This is a genomic window from Duganella aceris (assembly GCF_011090165.1).
GTDB lineage: Bacteria > Pseudomonadota > Gammaproteobacteria > Burkholderiales > Burkholderiaceae_D > Rugamonas > Rugamonas aceris.
Window position 1 is genome coordinate 389,619 of sequence record NZ_JAADJT010000007.1, and the last position, 18,647, is coordinate 408,265.

Sequence of the window (18,647 nt, forward strand, 5' to 3'; positions counted from 1 at the left end):
GAACCTTATAGTGCTGAATTTCCTGTCGGATAATATGGCGATCGCCACCTTGCTGCTGCTGACCTTGCTGGTCATGCTGCTGTTCGCGGTGGTGATCTGGGCCGCCATGAAGGGCGCGGAAAAGGCCGAGCGGCCGGCCGACCAGCAGCCGCGCCTGATCAGCGCCGATTCGCTCAAGCAATCGTTCCGTGTCGCGGTCGAACTGATCGAGGGCAATATCGCGGCGCGCGCCGAACGCTACAACCTGAGCTGGACGCTGATCCTCAACGAGGGCAAGCAGGGGCGCGAACTGCCGCTGGTGCAATCCGGACTGCAAAGTGCGCTCAGCGCGGACAGCACGCTGACCGCCGGCGCCCAGGGCATCAGCTGGAACTTTTTCGACCAGGGCGTGGCGGTGCAGCTGCAAGCCGATTACCTGGGCGCGCCCGATCCGGAAAAGGATGGCGGCGGCAACAACACCTGGGACGATTTCCTCGGCCTGTGCCGCAACTACCGGCCCGACCGGCCGTTCGACGGCATCGTGCTGTCGATTCCGGCCAGCGTATTCCTCAACAACGAAGGCCAGGGCCTGCTGGACCTGGGCGCGCGCGCCAAGGCCATCCACCGCCGCCTGTGGCTGGCGCAGAACCGGCTGGCGCTGCGCTTCCCGATTTACATCGCGATCGCCGATTGCGAAACCATCCCCGGCTTCGCGCGCTTCGCGGCGGCGCTGCCGGAGCCGCTGCGCCGCTCGATGCTGGGCTGGTCGTCGCCGTACGAGCTGGGCGCGCCGTTCCAGGCGCAGTGGGTCGATGCGGCGATGAACGACGTGGTGCGCACGCTGTCCGACAGCTGCGCCGAACTGTGCGCGCTGGAGCCGGCCGGCTCCGACAGCAGCGATTACTTCATGCTGCCGAACCAGGTCGAGCGCCTGCGCGCCGGCCTCAAGCTGTTCGCCGAAGAATTGATGCGGCCAAGCGCCTACCACGAGCCGTTCCTGCTGCGCGGCATCTACCTGACCGGCGATTGCAGCGAGGCCGCGACGCTGATCGGCCAGGGCGCGGCGCTCGACGGCGGCCACGCCGGCGAAGTGGCGGAACGCGTCGAGCCCATCGTGCCGAGCTGGATGGACGCCGAGGTCGAGGCCATCGCGCCGGCCTTCGCCGCCGCCCAGGGCAGCGCGGTGCCGGCCTTCCTGCGCGACATTTTCGAACGCAAGATTTTCGCCGAGACCGGCCTGGTGCGCTCGTCGTCGGTGCAGCGCATGCGCCGTCCGGCCATCAGCCGGGTGGCGCGCTGGAGCGCCGTGGCGCTGGTGGCGGTATGGGGCATCGGCCTGTGCGTCGCCACCGCGCGCCTGCACCGGCTCACGCCCGAGGTCGAGGTCTACCTGCAAAAGCTGGACCGCGATTCGCGCGACAGCCTGCACGACAGCATGCGCAACGTGGTCGACCCGATCCAGAGCCGGCAGCGCGCGATGGAGGCGCTGCAGAATATCGAACAGATGGGCTCGGCCCGCATCGGCGCGCTCGCCATGCCCGGCTCCTGGCCGTGGTTCGACAACCTGCACCAGCGGGTCCAGCTGCGGATGGAAAAAGGCTTCGCCGACAACGCCTTCGAACCGCTGCGGCGCGGCGCCTACACCCATATCAGCGAGCTGACCGGAGTGCCGATCGATCCGATCTCGGGCAGCCTGATCATCGGCGCCCATTGCACCTTGCCGGCGCGCTGGACCGAGCAGACCGGCGGCGCCAACAGCGCGCTCAACGTCGAAGACTTGCCGGAGTTCGCCGCGCTGTCGCAGTACGTGGCGCGCATGGAGGAAATGGACCGCGTGTTGCGGGCGATGATGCGCTTGAAGACGCCGAACTCGGGTCCGGCCTCCGGCGACGACCTGGCGCTGGTGGTGCGGGTGCTGCTGGGCGCCGAGCTGAACGGCAATCTGTCGCGCACGGCCGAGCTGTTCCGCCAGGTGGCGCAACGGGTGCCGTCGCTGACCATCGAGCCGTTGCAGGAAGCGGCCGGCTGCTCGCTGAAGCTGGCGATGAAGGCCACCAGCAAGCGCCTGTTCGCCAACAACGGCTTGCTCAAGGCCGAGCAGACCATCGGCGAAAGCTCGACCGCGCTGTACGGCATCGAGCCGAAGTCGTCCGACGCCGCCTCGACCATGGCGGTGTGGCAAGCGCTGCGTACCGCGCTGAAGGCGCAGGAAGCCTACCTGGTGGCGGGCAAGGGCGGCTGGATGCGCCAGAGCGGGTTGGAACTGGGCCCGGCCTGGGACAATCTGCTGCAGAAAATCCAGACCGTGTCGCTGCTCGGCAAGAGCTCGGTCGACGACGCGCACCAGCAAATGGAAGAAGGCTTCACCCAGTTCGTTTCGTCGTGGGACGCCACGCTGGCGGCCGACAGCCACAGCCTGGGCCTGAGCTCGGGCCTGGAATGGTCCGACACCACCAATTCGTGGGCCTTCGCGCCGGACCGCAAGGCGCTGCTGGAAGCCTTGAACGGTCTGCTGTCGCAGCCGTTCATGAAATTCAACACGCTGAGCCGCTTCCCGGACGTGCCGGCCGGCGCCACCGTCAGCTGGGACCGGACCAAGCTGGACCAGATCCTGGCGCTGGCCGACGCCCGCAAGCGTTTCCAGACCGAGGCGCTGCCGAAGTTCCCGACCCAGATGCAGAACGCCGCCGCCGCGCTGGCCGACGCCGGCCTGACGGAAACCGCGCGCGACCTGCTGTCGCAGGCCTACATCGTCTCGTCGCGCGAAGTGCAGGCGCCGACCTCCGACGCCGACCGGTCGCGCGCGCTGCGGGTGCGCGGCTGGCTGCAGGACCTGGGCGCGGCCGGCACCGCCGACACGCTGTCGTCGGTGCTGGCCAAGGACGCCCTGTCGCGCTTGCAGATGCTGGATGAAACCTTCACCCGCGCCGAAGTGTTCGTGCCGCGCGAGCGTTCGTTCCGCTCCTGGGTCGGCGGCAAGGCGCCGCTGCTGGACGCGTTCGGCGCCGCCGACGCCGGCGCGCTGGCCGGCTACGTGTCGCAGCAACAGTCGTTCATCGAAGCCACCGGCAAGGACGCCGAAGGCTTGCTGATGCAGCTGGGCAGCGCGCCTTCGAACAACGCGCTGGTGGCGCGCTGGCAGTCCACCGTGGCCGACCTGAACCGCTATCGGCTGAAGAGCCCGACCAGCAGCCTGACCGCGCTGGAAAGCTTCGTGCTGTCCGGCGCGGCCGAGCTCGACATCGGCAACTGCCTCGACAAACTGTCGGCGCGCGCCGCCCAGCGCCGCGCCACCGACGTGTTCTCCGAGCGCATGCAGCTGTTGCAGGCCGGCCTGTATTCGCGCTGCCGCGATTTGCTGCAGACCGGCTACCAGGACGCCTGGACCCGCTTCGCCGACGCCTTCAACCGCGACCTGGCCAACCGCGCGCCGTTCCGCAGCCTGGCCGCCGAAGCCGCGCGCAGCCCGGTCGACTACACGCCGGCGGCCGACGTCGACGAAGTCGGCGCGACGCTCAAGCTGTTCGACCGGGTGCACGCGCTGGCGCTGGCCGCCGACCGCGATCCGACCCGGCCGTCGGCCGCCACCAACGTGCGCAAGGTCGACGACCAGATGCAGAAGGTGCGCGACTTCCTGGCGCCGCTGTACCCGTCCGACGAGGGACAACCGGCCGGCATGGACGTCAGCGTCGAGTTCCGCGCCAACCCCGCCGCCGAAATCGACGGCAACAAGATCATCGACTGGGCGCTGACCATCGGTAACCAGACCCAGCGCCAGCGCGACGCCGCGCGGCCGCTGCGCTGGGAACCGGGCCTGCCGGTCACGCTGACGCTGCGCCTGGCGCAGGACGGGCCGGCGGTGCCGAAGGCCGAGGCCGGCCATCCGGGCATGAAGGTGGAGGAACGCACCGTCAGCTACCGCTTCGACGATCCGTGGTCGCTGTTCACGCTGGTGTCGACCTACCGCGAGGCCGACGGTCCGGCGTCCGGCGCGCGCTCGCAGCTGCTGCGGCTGGAGTTCCCGATCACGGTGGTCGGCGACAAGGCCATCGCCACCCGCGAGTCGCGCGCCCGGGTGTTCGTGCGGCTGACCGTCAGCGCGCCCGGCAAGCGCACGCCGCTGGTCTGGCCCGGGGTGTTCCCGGCCAAGGCGCCGGCCTGGTGACCCGCAAGATGATGAATAGGATGCCCGCCATGACCACTCCCACTGAGGAACTGCGCATCGCCGTGTTCGGTAGTTTCTACCGCGGCTTCCATGTGCTGAGCGAACTGCTCAAGGGGCCGCTGGCCGGCCGCGTCAAGGTGGTCGGCGTCGCCACCGACGATGTCGGCTCCGGCTTCGTCAGCCGCGAGCGCCGCGTCTGGGCCTATCCCCACACCCACGACGAGGAGCTGATGGTCGAGCGCCTGGCCGCCGCGCACGGCATCGAAACCTACAAGGGCCGGGTCAAGTCGCCCGAGTTCTACCGCCTGTACGAAGAGCAGTGGCGGCCCGACATCTGCATCGCCGCCACATTCGGCCAGCGCATCGACGCCCGCCTGTTCGAGCGGCCGGCGCTGGGCTTCTACAACCTGCATCCGTGCATCGACGACGGCTGGCCGTCGCACTATGCCGGCCCGAACCCGTTCCAGGTGCTGCTCGACCATGGTTCCGACCACGTGGTGATCGCCATGCACGAGGTCGATGACGGCTTCGACACCGGCAAGCTGCTGGCGCTGTCGGACAAGGTGTATGTGCCGGCCGGCGCCACCGTGGTCGACCTGCACAAGCAGACCTCGCCGGTGGCGGCCAGGTTCTTCGTCGACCAGCTGGGCAAGATGCTGGCGATGCCGCACAGCGCGGTCGCGTAGCGGGAAACAGCGATGAGCAATTCCAAATCCGGCGCCGGCATCACCGGCAATCTGCGCAACCTGTACGACAAGGCGCGCCTGTTGGTCTCCGACGACCGTCCCCCCCGATTTCCCACCCCGATGGCACCCATGAACCCACCCAGCCTGCCGATACCGCTCTCCCTGATGAGCATGGAGCACCAGGAAACGCTGGAACTGCTGCTCAAGCCGATCGCCGAGGACATGCCCTGCGGTCCGGCGCTGCGCTACGACCCGATCTTCACCGAGATCCGCCTGGCGCGCGAGGAAGACGACCCCAGCCTGCCGATGGGCGAGTGGGAGCGGCCGCTGAAGCGCGCCGACTGGCCGCTGATCGAATCGCGCTGCAAGGCGATGCTGGGCAGCCGCTCCAAGGATTTGCAGATCGCGGTGTGGCTGCTGGAGGCGTGGACGCGGCAGGACGCCTTCGACGGCCTGTACCGGGGGCTGAGCCTGGTCGACCGGCTGGTGCGGCAGTTCTGGGAACCGCTGCACCCGACCATCCAGGACGACGACGCCGACGCCCGCGTGGCGCCGCTGGAGTGGCTGAACGGCGCGTTCGCGACGACGGTGCGGCTGCACATGCCGCTAATCAGGATCGCCAACCGCAAGCCGCCCGGCCTGACCCTGGCCGACTGGGAGGCCATGACGGCGCGCGAGCTGGCGGCCGGCGGCCATGTGATCGAGAACGCCGAGGCGGGCGAGGCGCCGATGACGCGCCAGGAAGTGATCGGCTACGCGCAGCAGCGGCTGGGCCGGGACCTGGCGCTCAAGCAGCAGATTCTGCGGCGCTGTATCAACTGCCTGGAAACCATGCTGGCGTTCCTCGACCTGCAACTGGGGTCGCAGTCGCCGAATTTATCCAAGCTGAAGGCGGTGCTGGTCGCGATCGAACGGGTGCTGGTGCAGCTGGCGCCGGAACAAGAGGAAGAAGAGATGCCGATGATTCAGGAGATGCGTGAGGAAGAGGTCGGCGTCGCGGCCGGGGCGGCGGAGCCGGTGGTGGCGCTGTCGGGCTGGAAAAACCGCCACGAAGCCTATGCCACGCTGAGCGCGCTGGCCGATTATCTGAGCCTGGTGGAACCGCACAGTCCGACGCCGTATCTGCTGCGGCGCGCCGTCAACTGGGGCCGCATGCCGCTGCCCGAACTGATGGCGGAAATCATCCGCGAAGAAGGCGATTTGAACCGGCTGGTGAATATGCTGGGGCTGAAGGAGTGATCAGCGCAGGTGGTAGACAGAGGTCTGCTGCAGCACTGTGTTGTTCTCCAGGCACAGCACATAAGTCGAGGCCGCAGCCAGACTGAGTAATAATGCGCCGACGGCGAAGTGGACATAGCGTGCCATGAGAGGCTCCCGGTAGTGTTGGACTTGCAATGAATACAGAATAGTCCACAGGCACCACCGGGGGGATCAGCCAAATGTCCGACAATTTGTAGGACAACACGCCGTCTTTAGCTTCTAGGAAATGTTACTTCGTTTTCCACAGGGTGATCGGCGCGGCCGGCGCGGTGTCCAGCGTGCCCGAAATTTCCAGCCAATGTTGCAGGCCTTCCGGCGTTTTCAGGTGGATGCCGGTGCCGTCGACAATGCCGATCTGGTCCAGCATATTGGCGTTGAGCTTGGCCTTGGACACGGTCGGCGCGCCCATGACCAGGCGGTCGTAGGCCTTGCGCACCTTGTGTTCCCACTTGTGCAGGCTGCTTTCATCGAAACGGTTGGCTTCGAAATACACGGTCAGGGTGCCGTCCGGGTTGCCGTAGCCGACGATGCCGGCGCCCTTGCGGATGGCGGTGTTGGCGTTGGCGTCGAAGGTTTCGGACGGGACGAACACGCCGGCGCGGCCATCGGTGTCGGGACGGCCAACCGGCGTGTCTTTGCTGTAGGTGCTGACTTCGTAGAGCGGATTTTGTTCGGACATGACTATCTAGTATTCGGGGGCGGTGGCATGGACATGCAAGGAGATAGTTATTGTAGCCCTAATCTAGTTCTGACGGGAAACAGCGGTCGGGAAATATTGTAACGGCATGAACTGCGTTATAGTTTCGGAATCAACATCGCTCATGGAGGAATGCATGCCTGCCCATTCGGGACTGCGAGTCTTTATCATCGACGACAACGAGATGACGCGCGCGCTGCTGCGGGTGATCATCCAGGGCGACAAATACGACGTGGTGGGCGACGCCGGCTCGGCCGAATCGGCCCAGGCCCGGCTGCGCTCGCTCAAGGTCGACATCATCTGCCTCGACGTGGTGATGCCGGACGGCGACGGCCTGACGCTGCTGCAATGGATCAGCGAGAAACTGCCGCAGACGGCGGTGCTGATGGTCACCGCCAGCAACGACCGCAGCACGGTCGAGCAATCGCTGCGCAACGGCGCCAAGGGCTACATCGTCAAACCGTTCAACCCTGGCACCGTGATGGACACGCTGGACCATATCGCGGGGCAATTGCGCCGCACCGTATCCCGCGCTTGATGGCCAGGAGCCGCCGTTGCCGATGACGTTGATCATGCTGTCGAAACGCGACGTGCGGCGCACATTGATGGGCTGCGCGCTGCTGGCGCTGATGAGCATGGCGGTGGTGCTGGTGGTGGGGCGCTTCGAGCGCCAGCGCGGCATGGCCGAGCTGGGCGCGCGGCTGGGCGAGCAGGCCGGCGCCAGCGCCGAGATGCTGAACCGCGACATCGCGCAGATGCGGCGCCAGGTGAGTTTCCTGGCGACCGTGCCGCCGGTGTGGGGGCTGGTGCGCGCCGCCGGCGGCGCCATGGACGTGGCGGAAAACACCTCGGCCGCGCGCTGGAACGAGCGCCTGGCCAGCATCTTCGAAGCATTCGCGGTCGCCAATCCGGACGTGTTCCAGGTGCGCCTGATCGGCGTCGCCGACGGCGGCCGGGAGCTGGTGCGGGTCGACCGCCGCGACGGCCAGGTCAAGGTGGTGCCGGCGGCGCAGCTGCAACGCAAGGGCGATACCGACTACATGCAGGGCGTGGCCGGCTTGCCGGCCGGCCGGGTCTACGTTTCCGACATCAATCTGAACCGCGAGCACGGCCAGGTCGAGTTGCCGCAGGTGCCGACGCTGCGCGTCGCCACGCCGCTGATCCACCAGGGCCGGCTGTTCGGCGCGGTGGTGCTGAACTACCATGCCGGACCGCTGCTGAAGCAGTTGGCCGGCGAGCTGCCGCCCGGCCAGCGCGCCTACCTGATCAACGGGGAGGGCGACTTCCTGCTGCATCAGGATCCACAGCGCGGCTTCGGCTTCGATCTGGGGCGGCGCTGGCGCTGGCAGGACGAGTTCGGCGCGCCGGTGGGCGGCGGCGGGCTGCAATCGTTCGGCCACGGCGCACTGCACGCGGTGCAGCGCGCCGTAGCGCTGGAGCCGGGCCATCCGCAACGCGACCTGCATTACATCGCCGCCGCGCCCGACGCGGCGGTCGAGGACGAGGTGCGGCGCGCCCAGCGCAACGTGCTGGCGGCGATGCTGGCCAGCGGCGCGGTGGTGGCCGCCGCCGCCTTCCTGTACCAGGGGCAGCGGCGGCGCGCCGACGCCCGCGTCCGCGCGCTCAACGCCACGCTGGAACAGCAGGTGCGCGAGCGCACCGGACGCATCGCCGCGTATTCCACGCTGCAGCGCGCCATCCTCGCGCACGCGTCGTACGCCATCATCGCCACCGACGTCGAAGGCCGCATCACGCTGTTCAATCCGGCGGCCGAGCGCTTGCTGGGCTATGCGCCCGATGAAGTGCTGGGCCGCTCGCCCGGCATCTGGCACGACCCGGCCGAGATGGAGGCGCACGCGCGGGCGCTGTCGCGGGAGCTGGGCTACCGGATCGAGCCCGGCTTCGATGGCTTCGCCGCGCACGCCAGGCTGGGCCTGCCGGACGAGCGCGAATGGACCTATATGCGCAAGGACGGTGGCCGCTGTCCGGTGATGCTGTCGATCAGCGCGATTCGCGACGAGGACGGTGAGATCACCGGCTTCCTCGGCATCGCCTCCGACATCTCTGCGCGCAAGCAGGCCGAGGACAGCCTGCGCGCCGCCACGCTGGCGGCCGACGCCGCCAACCGCTCCAAGTCCGAGTTCCTCGCCAATATGAGCCACGAGATCCGCTCGCCGATGCACGCGGTGCTGGGCATGCTGATGCTGCTGAAGCAGACCGCGCTCGACGCGCGCCAGTTCGACTACACCGCCAAGGCCGAGGCCGCAGGGCGGGCGTTGTTGGGCATCCTCAACGACATCCTGGATTTCTCGCGGGTGGAGGCGGGCAAGATGACGCTCGATCCGCAGCCGTTCAGCTTGGACCAGCTGCTGCGCGACGTGGCGGTGATCCTGGCCGCCAACGTCGGCGAGCGCGAGGTCGAGGTGTTGTACCGCATCGACCCGGCGCTGCCGGCATGGGCGGTGGGCGATTCGATGCGCTTGCAGCAGGTGCTGATCAACCTGGCCGGCAACGCCATCAAGTTCACCGCGCGCGGCGAAGTGGTGGTGTCGGTGCAGCGGCTGCCGGCCGATCCGGAGCAGCCGGACACGCTGTGGCTGGGCTTCGCCATCCGCGACACCGGCATCGGCATCTCGGCCGAGCAGCGGCAGCGGATCTTCGACGGCTTCTCGCAGGCGGAAGCGTCGACCGCGCGGCGTTTCGGCGGCTCCGGGCTGGGGCTGGCGATCAGCCAGCGGCTGGTGCAATTGATGGGCGGCGCGCTGACGGTCGACAGCGAGGTCGGGCAGGGCAGCACCTTCCGCTTCAGCGTCGCCTGCCGCACCGCACCGCAGGAGGCCTTGCCGCTGCTGCAGGAGTTGCGGCCGGGCGCCGGCGCCCACCTCGACCCGCAGCGGCTCACCGGCTTGCGCTGTCTGGTGGTCGACGATCACGACACCGCGCGCGAACTGCTGGCCGGCATGCTGGAGACCTTCGGCTGGCGGGTCGATGTCGCCGCCGGCGGCGAGCAGGCGCTAGAGCTGGTGCGCGCATGCGGCGAGCCGGGCTACGACGTGGTGTTCCTCGATTGGCGCATGCCGGACATGGATGGCTGGCGGGTGAGCGAGCGCATCGCCGCGATGCTGCCGCCGGCGCGCTTGCCGTTGCTGCTGATGGTGACCGCGCATGGGCGCGAGATGCTGGTCGAGCATGGCGGCGGGGCGCTGCGCAAGGCGCTGGACGGCTTCCTGGTCAAGCCGGTGACGGCGTCAATGCTGTTCGACGCGGTGGCCGACGCGGCCGCCGTGCGCGATCAGGCGCGCGAGCGGGATGCGGTGGCGGCGGCGTACGACGCGGCCGAGATGGCTGGCGTGGCGGATGTGGCGGGCGGCGCGCAGGTATCGGACGCGGCGGAGGACGCGCCATCGTCGTCGGCATCCGAGCCGCCGGCGCAGCGGCTGCAAGGCTTGCGTCTGCTGCTGGTGGAGGACAACCTGATCAACCAGCAAGTGGCGCGCGAGCTGTTGAGCTACCAGGGCGCGGTGGTGACGGTGGCCGAGAATGGCCGGGTGGCGATCGAAACCTTGCGCGCGTCGGCGGCGTTCGACTGCGTGCTGATGGACATCCAGATGCCGGAGATGGACGGCTATGAAGCGACGCGGGTGATCCGGGGCGAGCTGGGCATGGCGGACCTGCCGATCATCGCGATGACCGCCAACGCCATGGTCAGCGACCGCGAGGCGGCGCTGGAGGCCGGCATGGACGACCACGTCGGCAAACCCTTCGACCTGGACGAGTTGATCGAAGCCATCCTGCGCCAAACCGCCGCCGCGCCGGCGACGCAGCGCCGCTAAACATAACGCGCGATCGCAAAGCAGCTGCTGACCAGCAGGCTGCCGAAGGCCATCATGCGCCAAGTGAGCTGATAAAGCGCATTCGAGAGGTCGGCCTTGGTGACGTAATTGGAAGCGATGATTTCTACTTTTGCGTTGAGTTCGCCAAGCCGGGTGTCAAACGTGCTCATTCGTGTATCGAATTTGTCCATTCGAGCATTCAATTTCTCCATTTGAACACTGAGTGACTTTAGTTCCTCGTTAATCAAATCCACTTCGGTTTGTAACGCCGCCACGTCTTTACTCAACGCCCCGACTGCAACCGTCAGCGCTTCGACCTTCTGGTCGAGCATGTCCACTTTTATTTTTAATGAAATCAATTCCGGGTTCATGCCATCGACCCTCAGGCGTAAAGACGCGAGCTCGTTTTGAACAGTCGCCAGCTTTTCTTCGAGGATGTCGATTGACGTAGCCATGATTCGATCATCCGACTACATTGTTTTATTGTCAAGCAAGCTCAAGTAGGAAACGCGTATCCAACGTCGTCATTATGGTGCGTACCCGAAAACCTCCTTCGCTGCGAACAGGCCGTTGAGCGCGGCGGGAAAGCCCGCGTAGACTGCCATCTGCATGATGACCTCAACGATTTCCTGTTCGGAGCAGCCGACGTTCCTGGCGCCGTGAATATGCACTCTGAGCTGGGGCGCGGCGTTGCCCAAGGCGGTCAGCGCCGCCACCACGGCGAGCTCCCGCGTTTTGAGATCCAGACCAGGCCTCGAATAGATGTCGCCAAAGGGAAATTCAATCAACAGCCGCGCGAAATCCGGAGCGATATCGCGCAAGCTTGCAACGACATGCTCGCCCGCCTCACCATCAACCTCCTTGAGCTTTGCCCAGCCTCGATCATAGCGTTCGTTATCCATGCCTTCCTCCTGAATCGTGGGTAGTAAGCGGACTGTATATTTTCTCCGGCGAGGCCTCCAATACCTTTTTCGTGATACCTTTTTGGTATGAGTGATTCCATCGACCTACGGCAGTTTCGCTATTTCCTCGCGGTGAGCGAAGAACTGCATTTCGGACGCGCGGCGCTCCGACTGCACATCTCGCAGCCGCCGCTAAGCCGGCAAATCCGCCAATTGGAGGAACAACTTGGCGTCGAATTATTCGTGAGGGGCAAGGCCGGAGTAAGCCTGACCAAGGCGGGATCGGCGTTTCTTCCCGAAGCGCGGCGGACCGTGGCCCAGGCGGAAAAAGCGGTGGCGACTGCGAAGGCGGCACGCGGCGCCGAGGGTGGACGCTTCGCCATCGGCTACACGACGGTGTTCGACCGCAGCGTCATTCCCGATGTGGCCCATCTGCTGCAAGAAAAATACCCGGGCTGGCGGATCGCCACCAAGGGCAAACATTCGATCAGCCTGGTTCGGGAGATCAAAAACGGATCCATCGACGCCGCCTTCATTGGCCTCTTCACAGACAGTCAGGGCCTGACGACGGACGTGGTGCTGGAAGAACCCTTGCTGGTGGCCCTGCCCGCCGGGCATCGACTTGCCAAAAAACGCCGGATCGGCTTCGACGACCTTCGCGACGAGCCCATGTTCTGGTTCGAACGCCGACTGAATCCCGGTTTCTACGACCACTGCCAGACTATTTTTGAGCGGATCGGCTTCAAGCCTAACGTCATACCGGAGCCGGCGGAGCATCACATCATGCTGGGATTGATCGCGGAAGGGCAGGGCATTGCCCTGATCGCCGCATCGATGCAGAGTATAAAACGGCGCGGCGTGGTGTTCAGGCCGCTGAAGGAGGCGGGGCTGACCATGGGCATCGCGGTCGCCTATTTGAAGAGCAACCCGTCACCGCTGCTGCGCCCGTTCCTGGAACTGGTGCGGAAAAAGCAAAAGGCCGCATGAGCGGCCTTTTACAGTATTTTTTGGGGTGGCTGATGGGGCTCGAACCCACGACAACAGGAATCACAATCCTGGACTCTACCAACTGAGCTACAGCCACCACTGTCTTACTTCACATATTTAGCTTATCGCTGAACAGGTGCCGAATTATACAAGCCTGTTTTGAATCCTGCAAATCTAAATGCCAAATTTTTTCAAATTGCCTAAACGGCCACTTTTTCCACCACCGGGTGCAGACCCAGCAGATTGGCGAAGGCCGGCGCCAGCGCGCTGACCTCGGCCGTGGTGTAGCCGCGCAGCGTGGCCGCCGCCGCGCCGCCCAGCGACGTCGGCCGCAACAGGCCGGCGCCTTCCAGCAATCGCCCCAGCTGGCGCGCCACCGCGTCGCCGGTATCGATCAAGGTCACGTCGCCGCGCGCGTGCGCCTGCAACACGCGCTCGATGCCGGTTTTGACGAAAGGATAGTGGGTGCAGCCCAGCACCAGCGTATCGGCGCCCTGGTCGAGCAGCGGCGCGATGTATTTCTCCAGCATGGCGGCGATGGCCGGCGCCTCCAGGTCGCCCAGTTCGATCTGATCGACCAGGCCCACCGCCGGCTGCAAGAGGAACTCGGCCTTGCTGGCGTCGCTGATCTGCTGGCGCAGCTCCAGGAACTTCTGGCCCTGCAAAGTGCGCGCCGTCGCCAGCACCCCGACCTTGCCGTTGCGCGACGCCGCCGCCGCCGGCTTCAAGCCTGGCTCGACGCCGACCACCGGCAACTCCGGATAACGCGCCCGCACCGCCTTGATCGCGGCCACGGTGGCGGTATTGCAGGCCACCACCAGCGCCTTGGCGCCCCGCGACAACAAAAAATCCGTCACGGCCAGCGCGCGGTCGACGACGAACTGCTCGGTCTTGTCGCCATACGGCGCATGGCCGGAATCGGCGAAGTACATCAGATGCTCGTGCGGCAGCTGCGCGCGGATATGGCGCAGCACCGACAGTCCGCCCACGCCGGAATCGAAGACGCCGATCGGAGACTCGGCCGGGTCGGGGCGGACGCTGTGCATCAGGCAGTGACGATGGACACGTTCAACTGCTCGATCTTGGCCTTCCATTCCGCAGGGCCGGTGTTGTGCACCGACGTGCCCTTGGAATCGACCGCCACCGTTACCGGCATGTCGACCACGTCGAACTCGTAGATCGCTTCCATGCCCATGTCGGCAAAGCCCAGCACCTTGGCGCCCTTGATCGCCTTCGACACCAGGTAGGCCGAGCCGCCGACCGCCATCAGGTAGGCCGACTGGTGCTTCTGGATCGATTCGATCGCCACCGGACCGCGCTCGGCCTTGCCGATCATCGCGATCAGACCGGTTTTCTCCAGCATCATGTCGGTGAACTTGTCCATGCGGGTCGCGGTGGTCGGGCCGGCCGGGCCGACCACTTCATCGCGCACCGGATCGACCGGGCCGACGTAGTAGATCACGCGGTTCTTGAAATCGACCGGCAATTCCTCGCCCTTGGCCAGCATGTCCTGGATGCGCTTGTGCGCGGCATCGCGGCCGGTCAGCATCTTGCCGTTCAACAGCAGGGTCTGGCCCGGGGTCCACGAGGCGACTTCTTCCTTGGTCAGCGTGTTCAGGTCGACACGCTTGGATTTTTCGGTGTCCGGCGCCCAGCTGACGTCCGGCCAGGTCGACATCGGCGGCGGCGTCATGTAGGCCGGGCCGGAGCCGTCCAGCACGAAGTGGCCGTGGCGGGTCGCGGCGCAGTTCGGGATCATCGCCACAGGCTTGGACGCGGCGTGGGTCGGATAGGTCATGATCTTCACGTCCAGCACGGTCGTCAGGCCGCCCAGGCCCTGCGCGCCGATGCCCAGCGCATTGATCTTGTCGCACAGCTCGATGCGCAGTTCTTCCAGCTTGTTCTGCGGGCCGCGCTGCTTCAGTTCGAACATGTCGATGTCTTCCATCAGCACTTCCTTCGCCATCAGCATCGCCTTCTCGGCGGTGCCGCCGATGCCGATGCCCAGCATGCCCGGCGGGCACCAGCCGGCGCCCATGGTCGGCACGGTCTTCAGCACCCAGTCGATCAGCGAATCGGAAGGATTCATCATGATCATCTTGGATTTGTTTTCCGAGCCGCCGCCCTTGGCCGCGACCTTGACGTCGACGGTGTTGCCCTCGACCAGTTCCATGTGCACCACGGCCGGGGTGTTGTCCTTGGTGTTCTTGCGGTCGAAATGCGGATCGGCCACGATCGACGCGCGCAGCTTGTTGTCGTCGAAGTTGTAGGCGCGGCGCACGCCTTCGTTGACGGCGTCGGTGACGGTGCCGCTGAAACCTTCGAAGCGCACGCCCATGCCGATCTTCAGGAACACGTTGACGATGCCGGTGTCCTGGCAGATCGGACGCTTGCCCTCGGCGCACATGCGCGAGTTGGTCAGGATCTGCGCGATCGCATCTTTAGCGGCCGGACTCTGTTCGTGTTCGTAGGCGCGCGCCAGGTGTTCGATATAGTCGGCGGGATGGTAATAGCTGATGTATTGGAGCGCGGCGGCGACGGATTCGATCAGGTCTTCTTGCTTTATGATGGTCATGGTGTTCTCGCGAAGGTTAATGGGATTTGGAGTCGTGGTGGGTCATCGTGGTGATGCGGTCGGTGTAGGCGATCGCCAGCGCCGACAGCAGGAACACCACATGGATGCCGGTTTGCGCCAGCAGCGTCTTCTCGGTGTAGACGCCGGCGTTGATGAAGGTCTTCAGCAGATGGATCGACGAGATGCCGATGATCGCCATCGCCAGCTTGGTCTTGAGCACGGCCGCGTTCACGTGCGACAGCCACTCCGGCTGGTCCGGATGGCCATCGAGGTTCATGCGCGAGATGAAGGTTTCGTAGCCGCCGATGATCACCATCACCAGCAGGTTGGAGATCATCACCACGTCGATCAGGCCGAGCACCACCAGCATGATGGTGGTCTCGTTGAGTTTGCTTGGAAGGGCGGCGTCCGGCACGGCCACGGCCTGGAAGATATGCTGCAGCGACGCCTCGTTGCCGAGCACGGCGCCGATCAGGTCCTTGAGCTCGACCCAGAAATGGAAAACGTAGACGCATTGCGCCAGGATCAAGCCCAGGTACAGCGGCAACTGCAACCAGCGCGTCATGAAGATAAAGGCGGGGAGGGGACGCAGTTTGGCGTTAGGCTCGGTCATTACAGCAGGACTCCTTAAAATGAGGCAGTATGAAGACTGCCGACATTTTACACGTGCAGCGCAGCAAATCGCAGCATCATGTGGATACCGCTTAGGGTCGATGAAAAATTGGTAAAATTGACGAGAGCACCATCCTCCGCCGGGGAGTGCGGGCCTGTAAGGGCACAGTAAGCGACAAAGTTTATGTTTGTGGCAAACGAATACAACAACACTGGAGACATGTATGAGCAGCACTACCACCCAACAAGGACCACAGGAGTCCCGCATCTTCACGCCCCCGGCCGCGTTCACCGCCCAAGCCAACATCGCCGGCATGGACGCCTACAACGCGCTGTGCGCCGAAGCGGAAGCCGACTATGAAGGCTTCTGGGCGCGGCTGGCGAAGGAAAACCTGGTCTGGCAAAAGCCGTTCACGCGCACGCTGAACGAAGACGACGCCCCGTTCTACAAATGGTTCGAAGGCGGCCACCTGAACGTCTCGTACAACTGCCTGGACCGCAATCTGGAGAACGGCAACGGCGACAAGACCGCCATCATCTTCGAAGCGGACGACGGCAAATCGGTCAACGTCAGCTACAAGGAATTGCACGAGAAGGTCTGCAAATTCGCCAACGGTTTGAAATCGCGCGGCATCAAGAAGGGTGACCGCGTCATCATCTACATGTCGATGTCGGTGGAAGGCGTGGCCGCGATGCAAGCGTGCGCACGGATCGGCGCCACCCACTCGGTGGTGTTCGGCGGCTTCTCGGCCAAATCGCTGCAGGAGCGCATCATCGACGCCGGCGCGGTCGCCGTCATCACCGCCGACGAGCAACTGCGCGGCGGCAAGCACCTGCCGCTGAAAGCCATCGTCGACGAAGCGCTGGCGCTGGGCGGCTGCGACACCATCAAGGACGTGATCGTCTACCAACGCACCGGCGGCGACATCGGCTTCAAGGAAGGGCGCGACATCTGGCTGCACGAGCTGGTCGCCAATCAGCCGGCCGAATGCGAACCGGAATGGGTCGACGCCGAGCACCCGCTGTTCATCCTGTACACCTCCGGTTCGACCGGCACGCCGAAGGGCGTGCAGCATTCGAGCGGCGGCTACCTGCTGTGGGCCGCGCTGACGATGAAATGGTCGTTCGACATCAAGCCGAGCGACGTCTACTGGTGCACCGCCGACATCGGCTGGGTGACCGGCCACAGCTACATCGCCTACGGCCCGACGGCGGTGGGCGCGACGCAGGTGGTGTTCGAAGGCGTGCCGACCTACCCGAACGCCGGCCGCTTCTGGGACACCATCGCCAAGCACAAGGTCAGCATCTTTTACACCGCGCCGACCGCGATCCGATCGCTGATCAAGGCGTCGGACGTGGACCCGAAGGTGCATCCGAAGAACTACGACCTGTCGTCGCTGCGGCTGCTGGGCACGGTGGGCGAGCCGATCAATCCGGAAGCGTGGATGTGGTACTACACCCAGGTCGGCGGCGAGAAATGCCCGATCGTCGACACCTTCTGGCAGACCGAGACCGGCGGCCACATGATCACCCCGCTGCCGGGCGCAACGCCGATGGTGCCAGGCTCGTGCACCTTGCCGCTGCCGGGCATCATGGCCGCGATCGTGGACGAGGCTGGTGTCGACGTGCCGAACGGGCAGGGCGGGATACTGGTGGTCAAGCGTCCGTGGCCGTCGATGATCCGCACGATCTGGAACAATCCGGACCGGTTCAAGTCGAGCTACTTCCCGGATGAGCTGGGCGGCAAGATGTACCTGGCCGGCGACGGCGCGATCCGCAACAAGGATACTGGCTACTTCACGATCACCGGGCGTATCGATGACGTGTTGAACGTGTCGGGTCACCGCATGGGCACGATGGAGATCGAATCGGCGCTGGTGGCGAATCCGCTGGTGGCCGAGGCTGCGGTGGTGGGCAAGCCGGACGATACGACCGGTGAGTCGATCTGCGCGTTCGTCGTGCTGAAGCAGGCGCGGCCGACGGGTGAAGACGCCAAGCGCATCGCGCTGGAGCTGCGCAATTGGGTGGCCAAGGAGATTGGCCCGATCGCCAAGCCGAAAGAGATTCGGTTTGGGGATAATCTGCCGAAGACGCGCTCGGGCAAGATCATGCGTCGCCTGCTGCGCGTGTTGGCCAAGGGCGAGACGATTACGCAGGATGTCTCCACGCTGGAAAATCCAGCGATCCTGGAGCAGCTGAAAGAAGCCTCCTAAGCCAACCCACCGTCATTCCCGCGAAAGCGGGAATCCATACGGAGTTCGCTATAAGGTACGCGTTGGAGCAGTTAAGAGGCCGGAGAGGCAAATAATGTTGGTACTCCCCGGAATCTTTGCTATAATTCGCGGCTTCTCCGGAAGGGGAAGAATGCAGGAGAGGTGGATGAGTGGTTGAAGTCGCACGCCTGGAAAGCGTGTATAGGTTCATAGCCTATCGGGGGTTCGAATCCCCCTCTCTCCGCCAAGATTAGTACCGGAAGGTACAAAGAAGCATAAAAAACCGCAGTTCTCATAGGAGACTGCGGTTTTTTTTGTCCTCAGATGTGCGCCAATGTCCGAGGAAATCCGATACTTCATTCTCTATTGCGGAGCTCCTTATAAGCAGGACTCTTTTGCCTATGGAGTTTCGGTGCATGTCGGACCCGTCTTGGGCTGGCAGCCGCCACAAGCAGATTGAATGCGGCAAAGGCACAACCGATATGCCATTTCAATCGACTAGCGCTGGCATAGCGGCCGCAGGTAGTGGACCTCGATGGCAACGTTCCCTGCGAATCGGCTTAGCACCGGCCATCGAACCTAGCGTTGTTAAAGTGCGTGCCTGCAATCCTTCAACTGTAGTGATCGCGACTTGATCTGACAGTTACCCGGTTTGAAGCCTGCGACTGTCAGGTCAAATTCAGCTGTTCAGTGTGGTGATTTTATCGCGCCACGCCTCCTTTCCGTCAACTAGAGTTT

Annotated in this window: 14 protein-coding genes and 2 tRNA genes; 8 read left to right on the forward strand and 8 right to left on the reverse strand. The window is 64.9% G+C overall.

Going from position 1 to position 18,647, the window contains the following annotated elements:
- Nucleotides 1-10: 10 nt before the first annotated feature.
- From GW587_RS17515 to tssA, 3 genes are read left to right on the forward strand one after another with little or no spacing between them, the layout of a single operon-like run.
- Entirely contained in the window at nt 11-4,144 is a 4,134-nt protein-coding gene (locus tag GW587_RS17515) for a type VI secretion system protein (RefSeq protein ID WP_371875610.1), read from the forward strand.
- Between the two features lie 29 nt (nt 4,145-4,173).
- The gene (locus GW587_RS17520) at nt 4,174-4,830 is read left to right on the forward strand and encodes a formyltransferase family protein (RefSeq protein ID WP_229259502.1); all 657 of its coding nucleotides are present in this window, start codon (nt 4,174-4,176) and stop codon (nt 4,828-4,830) included.
- Between the two features lie 12 nt (nt 4,831-4,842).
- Nucleotides 4,843-6,069 (forward strand): type VI secretion system protein TssA, encoded by a 1,227-nt coding sequence (gene tssA / locus GW587_RS17525; RefSeq protein ID WP_166105558.1) that lies wholly within the window; start codon nt 4,843-4,845, stop codon nt 6,067-6,069.
- On the opposite strand, the gene GW587_RS31650 is transcribed toward tssA, so the two are convergent.
- Together GW587_RS31650 and GW587_RS17530 are read right to left on the reverse strand one after the other, a co-directional pair.
- On the reverse strand, nt 6,070-6,195 hold the full coding sequence (locus GW587_RS31650) for a hypothetical protein (RefSeq protein ID WP_267878112.1): 126 nt from the start codon (nt 6,193-6,195) through the stop codon (nt 6,070-6,072). It lies immediately after the preceding gene.
- Nucleotides 6,196-6,319: 124 nt separating this feature from the next.
- Entirely contained in the window at nt 6,320-6,769 is a 450-nt protein-coding gene (locus tag GW587_RS17530; RefSeq protein WP_166105560.1) for a hypothetical protein, read from the reverse strand.
- Nucleotides 6,770-6,923: 154 nt separating this feature from the next.
- Between GW587_RS17530 and GW587_RS17535 the strand changes: the two genes are divergently transcribed.
- Both GW587_RS17535 and GW587_RS17540 read left to right on the forward strand, forming a co-directional pair.
- Nucleotides 6,924-7,325: a response regulator gene (locus tag GW587_RS17535; protein WP_166105562.1), complete on the forward strand. Its 402-nt coding sequence runs from the start codon at nt 6,924-6,926 to the stop codon at nt 7,323-7,325.
- A gap of 22 nt (nt 7,326-7,347) precedes the next feature.
- Nucleotides 7,348-10,620: a hybrid sensor histidine kinase/response regulator gene (locus GW587_RS17540; RefSeq protein ID WP_229259503.1), complete on the forward strand. Its 3,273-nt coding sequence runs from the start codon at nt 7,348-7,350 to the stop codon at nt 10,618-10,620.
- Here GW587_RS17540 and GW587_RS17545 read toward each other — a convergent pair.
- Nucleotides 10,617-11,075: a hypothetical protein gene (locus GW587_RS17545; protein WP_166105564.1), complete on the reverse strand. Its 459-nt coding sequence runs from the start codon at nt 11,073-11,075 to the stop codon at nt 10,617-10,619. The genes GW587_RS17540 and GW587_RS17545 overlap by 4 nt on opposite strands.
- A 72-nt stretch (nt 11,076-11,147) precedes the next feature.
- Complete coding sequence (locus GW587_RS17550) at nt 11,148-11,522, reverse strand: carboxymuconolactone decarboxylase family protein (protein WP_166105565.1); 375 nt, start codon at nt 11,520-11,522, stop codon at nt 11,148-11,150.
- 87 nt (nt 11,523-11,609) lie between these two features.
- Between GW587_RS17550 and GW587_RS17555 the strand changes: the two genes are divergently transcribed.
- Nucleotides 11,610-12,509: a LysR family transcriptional regulator gene (locus GW587_RS17555; protein ID WP_166105566.1), complete on the forward strand. Its 900-nt coding sequence runs from the start codon at nt 11,610-11,612 to the stop codon at nt 12,507-12,509.
- A 21-nt stretch (nt 12,510-12,530) separates the two neighbouring features.
- Here the strand turns inward: GW587_RS17555 and GW587_RS17560 are convergent.
- The 4 genes from GW587_RS17560 to GW587_RS17575 form a co-directional block, all read right to left on the reverse strand.
- Nucleotides 12,531-12,606 (reverse strand) — tRNA-His (locus GW587_RS17560).
- 103 nt (nt 12,607-12,709) lie between these two features.
- Complete coding sequence (murI, locus tag GW587_RS17565; protein ID WP_166105567.1) at nt 12,710-13,555, reverse strand: glutamate racemase; 846 nt, start codon at nt 13,553-13,555, stop codon at nt 12,710-12,712.
- The gene (locus GW587_RS17570; protein WP_166105569.1) at nt 13,555-15,084 is read right to left on the reverse strand and encodes a fumarate hydratase; all 1,530 of its coding nucleotides are present in this window, start codon (nt 15,082-15,084) and stop codon (nt 13,555-13,557) included. The genes murI and GW587_RS17570 overlap by 1 nt, the downstream gene beginning before the upstream one ends.
- 16 nt (nt 15,085-15,100) lie before the next feature.
- Complete coding sequence (locus tag GW587_RS17575) at nt 15,101-15,697, reverse strand: TIGR00645 family protein (RefSeq protein ID WP_166105571.1); 597 nt, start codon at nt 15,695-15,697, stop codon at nt 15,101-15,103.
- A 223-nt stretch (nt 15,698-15,920) separates the two neighbouring features.
- Here GW587_RS17575 and acs point away from each other — a divergent pair, with 223 nt between their 5' ends.
- Nucleotides 15,921-17,909: an acetate--CoA ligase gene (gene acs, locus GW587_RS17580; RefSeq protein ID WP_166105573.1), complete on the forward strand. Its 1,989-nt coding sequence runs from the start codon at nt 15,921-15,923 to the stop codon at nt 17,907-17,909.
- A gap of 156 nt (nt 17,910-18,065) precedes the next feature.
- Nucleotides 18,066-18,156: transfer RNA gene (locus GW587_RS17585), tRNA-Ser, on the forward strand.
- Nucleotides 18,157-18,647: the final 491 nt, after the last annotated feature.